This window comes from Vibrio fortis (assembly GCF_000695685.1).
In the GTDB taxonomy this organism is placed as follows: Bacteria; Pseudomonadota; Gammaproteobacteria; order Enterobacterales; family Vibrionaceae; genus Vibrio; species Vibrio fortis_A.
Map to the genome: position 1 here is coordinate 1 of NZ_JFFR01000010.1, position 7,294 is coordinate 7,294.

The 7,294-nt window shown below is 38.8% G+C and carries 11 protein-coding genes and 1 pseudogene; 11 read left to right on the forward strand and 1 reads right to left on the reverse strand.

From position 1 onward, the window contains the following. Positions 1–111: 111 nt before the first annotated feature. From VFDL14_RS15305 to VFDL14_RS15265, 11 genes are all read left to right on the forward strand, one after another. The gene (locus VFDL14_RS15305; RefSeq protein WP_032550390.1) at positions 112–435 is read left to right on the forward strand and encodes a hypothetical protein; all 324 of its coding nucleotides are present in this window, start codon (positions 112–114) and stop codon (positions 433–435) included. A 135-nt stretch (positions 436–570) separates the two neighbouring features. Then, positions 571–1,053 carry a DUF2314 domain-containing protein gene (locus VFDL14_RS15300; protein ID WP_032550391.1) on the forward strand — a complete coding sequence of 161 codons (483 nt, stop codon included), beginning with the start codon at positions 571–573 and terminating at the stop codon, positions 1,051–1,053. A gap of 752 nt (positions 1,054–1,805) precedes the next feature. Further along, positions 1,806–2,057: a hypothetical protein gene (locus VFDL14_RS24915; RefSeq protein WP_235201675.1), complete on the forward strand. Its 252-nt coding sequence runs from the start codon at positions 1,806–1,808 to the stop codon at positions 2,055–2,057. Between the two features lie 44 nt (positions 2,058–2,101). Then, the gene (locus VFDL14_RS24820; protein ID WP_235201677.1) at positions 2,102–2,419 is read left to right on the forward strand and encodes a hypothetical protein; all 318 of its coding nucleotides are present in this window, start codon (positions 2,102–2,104) and stop codon (positions 2,417–2,419) included. Between the two features lie 128 nt (positions 2,420–2,547). After that, positions 2,548–2,898 (forward strand): cupin domain-containing protein, encoded by a 351-nt coding sequence (locus tag VFDL14_RS15295; RefSeq protein WP_032550392.1) that lies wholly within the window; start codon positions 2,548–2,550, stop codon positions 2,896–2,898. Positions 2,899–3,047: 149 nt separating this feature from the next. Beyond that, positions 3,048–3,473, forward strand: a complete 426-nt coding sequence (locus tag VFDL14_RS15290; protein WP_032550393.1) for a hypothetical protein — start codon at positions 3,048–3,050, stop codon at positions 3,471–3,473. Positions 3,474–3,837: 364 nt separating this feature from the next. Continuing rightward, complete coding sequence (locus VFDL14_RS15285) at positions 3,838–4,422, forward strand: hypothetical protein (RefSeq protein WP_152549219.1); 585 nt, start codon at positions 3,838–3,840, stop codon at positions 4,420–4,422. Between the two features lie 175 nt (positions 4,423–4,597). Beyond that, on the forward strand, positions 4,598–4,915 hold the full coding sequence (locus VFDL14_RS15280; protein WP_032550395.1) for a heavy metal-binding domain-containing protein: 318 nt from the start codon (positions 4,598–4,600) through the stop codon (positions 4,913–4,915). A gap of 64 nt (positions 4,916–4,979) precedes the next feature. Further along, on the forward strand, positions 4,980–5,828 hold the full coding sequence (locus tag VFDL14_RS15275; protein ID WP_032550396.1) for a hypothetical protein: 849 nt from the start codon (positions 4,980–4,982) through the stop codon (positions 5,826–5,828). 136 nt (positions 5,829–5,964) lie between these two features. Further along, a complete protein-coding gene (locus tag VFDL14_RS15270; protein ID WP_032550397.1) occupies positions 5,965–6,291 on the forward strand; it encodes a hypothetical protein in 327 nt (108 codons plus the stop codon). A 123-nt stretch (positions 6,292–6,414) separates the two neighbouring features. Continuing rightward, positions 6,415–6,891, forward strand: a complete 477-nt coding sequence (locus tag VFDL14_RS15265; RefSeq protein ID WP_235201679.1) for a hypothetical protein — start codon at positions 6,415–6,417, stop codon at positions 6,889–6,891. Positions 6,892–6,994: 103 nt separating this feature from the next. On the opposite strand, the pseudogene VFDL14_RS23910 reads toward VFDL14_RS15265, so the two are convergent. After that, positions 6,995–7,294 (reverse strand): annotated as a pseudogene (locus VFDL14_RS23910) (IS110 family transposase); the annotation flags it as partial.

Sequence of the window (7,294 nt, forward strand, 5' to 3'; positions counted from 1 at the left end):
AGACATGGTGCCTCCGATGCATTTAAGTACCACATAAGTGTGGCAGATCCTCGGTAGGGGGAATCCATGTCATTCGTTATATGCAATACCAGACAAAGGAATGAAGTACCTATGGAGTTAAAAGTAGACGCAGATAATTTTATGCTTCAACAGGAAGTATTTACTGGTGAGATGATTGCACGTATTGCCGAACATTTGGAAAGAGCTGGTATTAAGGGAACATTGCTAAAAGAACTAACTGGTAATATTTCTTTTGAAGTTGCAAGTATGATCGACAGTTCTTCAAGCGTTAGTTTTGATGGTAATGAAGCACATCCTTACTTGGCGTTTCTGAGTGGTGAAAGTGATAATGAGTTAGTTCATTTGGGAGGCAATTCCACGTGCCATGAAATGGTGTATGGTATTTTAAATGCAATGTTTGAAGACAGCATATAGCAAACTGTTCAAGAGGGATTCTCAACGCGTGGCATTTTTACTATGCGGTAGGTTTAGTGTTTAAGGTGGTATGCAGAGGTTTCAGTATTGTGTGCCTCATACCTTAACGGGGTGTTATGTTGTTTGGGGCTAACAATGAAATATTGGTTACTACTATTGGTATCAATTCTACATTCAGGTTTAAGTTTTTCGGGTGACGAAGTGAAGAGTAATCCAGTTTTATCCACTGACCTTGCATGGCAGAAGACTATTACAGAAGCTAAAGCGAGCATTGGATCCTTTCGCGATCTATTGTCTATCCATGAGCTTGCATCTAGTTTTGCTCTTGTAAAAGTATACTTCCCAGAACAAGGTGCTTACTTATGGTTCATGGTGGTAGATGTAGACTCAAATTCTTTCGTGGTTCAAGCTTTTGAAACACTCCCTCAGTTAGATCATATTGTCGTCGGTGAAGCATACTTAGTTTCAGATGAAGATATCGTAGATTGGTCTCTGAATAACAGTGGTTCAATGTATGGTGGATTTTCAATGCGTTACATCAGAGGCCAAAAAACAAAAGACGAACAAGACAAATATGACCAGTATGTAGGCGTAAAAGAATGGATGCCTCTGCCTTGAGTCCACAACAAATTGTTCAAGAGCGATTCGCAACACGTGGCATTTTCACTATGCGTTGCGTTGCGTTTGGTGTTTGAGGTGATATGTAGAAACTTCGGCATTGCGTTATGTAGTAGGCAGAGAGCAATTTGAATCTTAAGGGAGGCGAAGTTGCATATAAGCGATGATTTACTTAGATGTAATGAGTGTTCGAGTTTATTCATGAAGTCCAAATCTAAAATGGTGTCGTTGTGTCCAGAGTGTGCTCATTATTTATATGAGTACGAAAACTGTACCCATTTGTTCGAACAAGGTAGATGCGTAAAGTGTTATTGGGATGGTAGTACATCGGAGTATTTGGTTCAGCTCAAAAGGAAGTGAGACGTAAAGGTATGACTGTCGTTTGGCTGTAACTCCGAAGTTAAATGGGCTGTTCAGTTGAGAGACTACATAACAAAAGCTTCAAACCGACAAACAACGCGTGGCATTTTTAGTTTGCGGTGAATTTAGTGTTTAAGGTGCAATGCAGCGACTGGTTTTGTACGTTGTCTGCGGTTAGACGTACAGAGCGAGAAACGATGAAAATATTATATTCGGGCGGTTTACAGACCCGCTCTTATGATGCACTTGAACGCTTGTTAAATGTTAATACCTTCTTAGAGGGTGAGTTGGCTTTCCACAATTTATATCGAGAAGTTAAAGCAAGTGATTTTCCAATTGCTCAGGATTGATTTGGTGATCAATTTCTTATTCGAGATAACTTGGTAGTTAAATTGAATGCTGAAACGGGTGATATTGATGGATTTGGTTGTACCTGGGAACAGTTTTTGGCTTGGGTTGACGAGGAACCAATTGAAAGATTGGGCATTCCAAGCGATTTGGAGCTAAAGGTTGGTCAACTGCTATTCGCTTATCCGCCTTTTTGTACTGTTGAAGGCAACAATGTATCAATAAAAGCAATTGATGGTATTGAGCTAATCAACTTTCACGCGGATTTTGCAAGACAGATAAATGGTGGAAGTTAAGCCAAACAAGCGTTTAAGACGGCGTTATGTTCTATGGAGTAAGAATGGAAAATAATTCGGATTGGAAACTGAGACTTAGATATGGAAAGGATCAGACTCCCTACACTCATTTCACTGTGTTGGCGGATGGTACAGTCGTCGACAATTCACACAGTTTCGACTGTCCTATTGGCTCTGCTTTTATGGCAATTAAAGTTTGGGCACTGGATACCGATCAAGCTTGTGACATGTTAAACGTTATTGGTGAACGAGTAGGATTTCATGTTAAAGGAAAAGTTGAGATATATAAGACAGAGCCTGAAGAACCACCAAAGGAAAATCCTTTTGGCTATGACATCAACTTTACGCCTTACAGAGAATAGATTCGAATATAACAACTATTTAAGAGTGATTTGCAACTCTGTGTGGTTGCGCTTCGCTCAAGTATAACTAAGCGTCGCTCACACCATAATACTGCGTTATAGTTCTCATGAATGGAAACTAAGAATAAATGATACGTAATTTTTACAGTTGTGATAAAGAAGTCGATAAAAACAGCCATGGCGGTGAAGGCTCAATTGATATCTACCGAGCATTTAGACGCAAAGATTTTTCAGGAGCTTGGGATTTTGCCATTAGAGTTGTAATGCCACCGGGAAGCTCCATGGGAGAGCATACTCATGGTGATGATGAAGAAATGTATATTATTTTACAAGGTGAAGGGACCATGACTATTGAGGGAGAGTCTAGAAAGGTAACTTCTGGAGATATGATTGTGAATAAACCCTACGGTACACATGGCTTAGTGAATACGTCTGACTCAGAAATCGAATTACTCATTATCCAAGCAAGTACGAAGTAAATCACCATAACAAATCGCTTAACAGGTAGGGGCTCCTAACGCTTGGCCATTTTATCCAAATCTGAGTCAGTGCTTAGGGCACCGGTTTTAAGTTGGGTGGTATAGCAATATCGCCCGTAAGCTCATTCCTAAATAAATAGAAAGAATATATGAAGTATTTTGTTATAGAGCCTGAAGTCGCAGGCGGTCTTGGTGAAAAAACTGAAGGCGACTTTTCTGTTTATCCTCCATTGGTAACTAACTTGCACTACGAGTTTCAAGGGTGGCTTGGTGATGATATCTTGGAATCTTTTCCGTGTTTTTTGGTATCTTACAACCTGTCGCAATCTCTTAAAAAGACATCTTTAACAGGCTTTGATTTGGACGCAGCCAAAATTACCACATCTGAATTATTTAATGAGCTTTACCCGAATAAAACACTTCCCGAGTTTCTGTGGTTGAAAGTAAATGGAAAAGCAGGTCAAGATGATTTTGGTATCACAGAAGACTCTTTGCTTGTGGTTTCAAATGTAGCTCTATCACATTTGAAGCAATTTTCTTTTGAGAATGTCGAAGAGTTTGAGTTCGTTTGCTAACAAGATCATCAAGTTGATACGTTTTACTACGCATTTTTAGCGTGGAGTTTGCTAGGTTTTATCGGTTTAGTGAAGCGTTAGCAGTACAGGAGTAACATGGCTAAGCACATATGGGAACTCACTATCGAAGGCTATAGTTATATCAATGAAACATCTACGATTCATGTAATGTCCTGCTAACAAATTGTTTAAAATCGATTCGCAATGCTTGGCATTTTAGATTCTACTTCAAAATTAATGTTTACAGAGCGTCGGCTTAGGTTATGTGGAAGCATTGTTCACCCCTTAATGCAGCGTTAGAATTTTAGGAGGCAGCATTCAGTTTATATCATTTATAGCCCCATTGGTTTTTGTATCGATTCTCGTGTTTAAGGCAAGATTTTCGGTATATCACAATACTCTCGACAATGGTGCTTTCACTTATGTTTCAGCTTTCCTAGCCGTTACTTTAACTGCTTTTTTATATATCTATAAAATAAAAAAAGACAAACGTGCCGAAAACATAATTGTGGAACATAGACAATATGGAAAACCCCTAGTTAGTAACTCGCTCATGACCATTTGGGTCATTCCACTGTTTATTTTTATAAGAATCGGCATATCAATTTCTAACGAAAATTATATGAGTGACGAAGTAGTAAAAATCAATTATACGGTTACTTGTAAAGGTGAGCGTTCAGTTAAAGGTGGAACAGTAAAGTACCTCTGTATAAACGACGGCGAAAGAGATCTTACATATGATTTACACAACATAGGATCTCATTATTTTTCAGTTGGAGACGAAATTTTTGCCACTGCACGAAGAGGTTATTGGGGGTATTTAGTTATTCAAGAGCTTCATAAAAAGAATCCCAGGAAGCCTAAGAAAACTCAGAAAGAATTAGATATACAAACAGCCATTTGTGAGGGACTGTCTTCATTAGAATGTGCCTTGTACTTTTCGCCCTAGAAGAAAGGCGTTAAATTATAGTTTTTGGATATCAAATTCTAACAAGCAATCTAAGCAGACTGTCAACGCGTGGCATTTTTATTATGCTGCGGTTTTAGTAGTTAAGATGGTATGCGGAGGCATTGGCATAGCGTGCCTCACACCTAAACAAGGACTTATGTTCTAAGGAGAAATTATGATTTATACGACAACGGAAACTGTTCCTGGCAAGGAAATTGAGGCTGTATTAGGTATCGTTAATGGCAACGTGGTTCAGTCTAAACATGTTGGTCGAGATATCATGGCTGGTTTAAAAGGTATTGTAGGCGGCGAACTCAAAGGCTATACCGAGATGTTGATGGAAGCTCGAAATATAGCGGTAGAGCGATTGATAGAAGATGCACAAAAGTTAAATGCTGATGCAATAGTGGGAATACGATTCACAACTAGCTCAGTTACTGATGGGGCATCAGAAATATTAGTGTTTGGCACAGCAGTAAGACTACAAAAATAAAAAGTATTTAAGAGTGATTTGAAGCGCTTGGCTTTAGGTTAATTAGTGGATTATAGAGAGTAATATGAAGAGTAGCGTTAAATTTTTAACAGCGTTATGTATTATATCACTGCCAGTGATGGCTGATGCGGTTTTGGTTGATGAACATAAACCGAATACGACAACTGTCACTAGTGAGACTAAAGAAAGTCAAATGTATATTAGTTTTGATGGAAATCTGGATAGTCTTCCTATCGATGTAAGAGCACAGTTCCCAAGCATTATCGATACTAAAGAAATAAGTAGTGAAGAAACTAAGGTTGTAATAAGTGACGAAAATGCCCAGTGGATGTTTCGTACGATATTTACCCAATTTGAGAGGTATCAAAAAATTAATGGTGAGTATATAGCATTAGAAATTCCGAGTGATATGGACATGGTTGGTATCTCTGTTGAAGGGACTCTTTCTAAGAATGGTGCCTATTCTGATGTCGTGGTTCAAACACCTCAGTCGAATGAGCTAATAGAAGATTCGATAAAGCGAATGCTTGAACTTCCTAATAAGGAACTTTCGATTTACCACAAAAAGTATGAGCTAGGAAATGTGTATCCATTTGAAGCTACGATGGACGTGCCATTACACCCTGAAATGAAGGTCTCTATGGTTATTGATGGAACTCGAAAGTTGGTCAAGATTAAAGATGGTACAGCATTCATCGAATCTACCGCGAGCGGGGATATGGAAGTTAAGCTTGATAAACTTAAAATGGCTATCAATATGACTATTAATAGTCAGTTTGAGTACGATTTAGATCGTGAGCTAGTGTTTTCAGAAACGACTGAGAGTGTTATGTCATTATCTTATCCAGCTTATGAAGGGTTTGTAACGTCAATAGCTACTATCAATAGTAGCGTGGATAGGCGTAGATATTAGCCTAGCAGTAAATTAGAGTGAACCACGATGTGTGGCACTCTCTGTTTGAATCACTTTCAGTGCCTACGGCCCAATATTTTTGGTAGATGGTAACGTTGCTAGGTATTTAAAAAAGGGGGGTAACGCCCGGAGAAATATGGAACTAAATTGTCTAATTGATTCTGAGTTACTCTCGCTGAATCAGAGTTTTGATGATGCCTATATTGAAATGCTATTCCTTTTGGAGTCTAAACAGAAGGTCAAACTCTTTGTCAGTAATAAGCAAGGTAAAGCGATAACGGTTCGTTTTAAGGGAATGCAGTTATCTGCTAGCAAGACGACTTTAAGCGGCATTCCGACATTAGGTGAAGTTGAAGGAGTATCTTATTTACAAGGCATCCTTTCTATAGAAGGCGATTTTGGATTAATTGAAGTAGATGGCCATGATATTGTCTTTAAATCCGCTTTGACACAAATTACTTAAGGTTGATATCTGGCGTGTGGCATTTTAATCGTACGTTGTGTTTAGCATCGAAGGCGACTGAAGCGGAACCGGTAATGCGTTACTCATACCTTAACAGAACGTTACAAGTACAATGGAGTTTCAGTGGTTGTATATTTAGATTCAATAAAAGTTTCGCCTAGAAGAGATCTGTTAAAAGTTATAGATGAATACTCCATGTCATCCGATAGTGTTAGTTTAACTGATGATATTCGCTTCAAACTAGTAGAACTATTGCCATTGAGTTCGGTGCCTGAAGATGGTTTCACTACACACGATGTTGCTCTCGTTGTTCGTGTGCCATTTCATAGAAGAGGTTCGTTATTGTTTGGCTTGGGAGCAATCTTAGGTTGGCGCCCTCTAGTGACAATAGAGTTTGATGTTATTTCTTTGGTTAGTGGTGAGACAATTGAAACATTGCGTTCAACAAACAAGCTTAGTTGGAGCAGGTATATTAGAGGTCTCCTACATTTGAACTCAATCCTTCATATTAGACCTGAGTTTGATTTTGCAGATCTTGAACCACTTATAGAACAGTCCGTATTGAGCCTTTTGAGGGAGATTCAAACTAAGTACTCATAAAAATTGTTTAAGGTTGATTCGCAACACTTGGTTTTTTACCACGCGTTACGTTTGAAATTCAAGATAGTAAGCGGAAGCTTCGGTATTACGTTGCTCACATATATGGTCTCCCCCAGTTGTCAAACATAGCAACAGCATCATTAAGGTCGTTCTTTCCCTTAGTTCGATAAGGAATTACGTATTTAACAGCCATAATGTGGGCGTCATGACCCAGTTTATTGAGTGTTCCAGCTCAATAATGTGCACCACCACACGCTTCAATGCCTATACGCATGAGTGGCATATTTGCTATTTTAGTCAATAGTTTAGAGCGTGCTACTGACTTATGAAGTATGACTTTACCATTTTGGTCTACGGCATGAAGGCTAAAGTGGTTTTTAGCTAGGTCGATACCGCAAAAATA

Excerpts from the sequence above, each read along its gene's own strand:
- VFDL14_RS15305 (WP_032550390.1), top strand. The coding sequence starts at position 112 with ATGGAGTTAAAAGTAGACGCAGATAATTTTATGCTTCAACAGGAAGTA.
- VFDL14_RS15300 (WP_032550391.1), top strand. The coding sequence starts at position 571 with ATGAAATATTGGTTACTACTATTGGTATCAATTCTACATTCAGGTTTA.
- VFDL14_RS24820 (WP_235201677.1), top strand. The coding sequence starts at position 2,102 with ATGGAAAATAATTCGGATTGGAAACTGAGACTTAGATATGGAAAGGAT.
- VFDL14_RS15295 (WP_032550392.1), top strand. The coding sequence starts at position 2,548 with ATGATACGTAATTTTTACAGTTGTGATAAAGAAGTCGATAAAAACAGC.
- VFDL14_RS15290 (WP_032550393.1), top strand. The coding sequence starts at position 3,048 with ATGAAGTATTTTGTTATAGAGCCTGAAGTCGCAGGCGGTCTTGGTGAA.
- VFDL14_RS15280 (WP_032550395.1), top strand. The coding sequence starts at position 4,598 with ATGATTTATACGACAACGGAAACTGTTCCTGGCAAGGAAATTGAGGCT.
- VFDL14_RS15275 (WP_032550396.1), top strand. The coding sequence starts at position 4,980 with ATGAAGAGTAGCGTTAAATTTTTAACAGCGTTATGTATTATATCACTG.
- VFDL14_RS15270 (WP_032550397.1), top strand. The coding sequence starts at position 5,965 with ATGGAACTAAATTGTCTAATTGATTCTGAGTTACTCTCGCTGAATCAG.